1 protein-coding gene is annotated in these 246 nt (G+C 56.9%); it reads left to right on the top strand.

The features are described from left to right. On the top strand, window positions 1-246 hold a 246-nt coding region (locus SB756_RS33780; protein WP_410913726.1), incomplete at both ends, for an MFS transporter.

The following is a 246-nucleotide window of genomic DNA, read 5'->3' as shown; positions in this document are numbered from 1 at the left end:
GTTCACTGTGCTGGTACTGGTGCAAAACCTGGTTGGTACTGTGGCATCGGCACCGCTGGTGCCGGGGATGGTCGCGAGGATCGGTAAAAAGAATACCTTCCTGATTGGCGCTTTGCTGGGAACCTGCGGTTATCTGCTGTTCTTCTGGGTTTCCGTCTGGTCACTGCCGGTGGCGTTGGTTGCGTTGGCCATCGCTTCAATTGGTCAGGGCGTTACCATGACCGTGATGTGGGCGCTGGAAGCTGA

This window comes from Pseudomonas sp. SIMBA_068 (assembly GCF_046534705.1).
Taxonomy (GTDB): Bacteria; Pseudomonadota; Gammaproteobacteria; order Pseudomonadales; family Pseudomonadaceae; genus Aquipseudomonas; species Aquipseudomonas putida.
The sequence above is the reverse complement of the archived record's forward strand: the minus strand, read 5'-3'. Positions and strand labels throughout refer to the sequence as shown.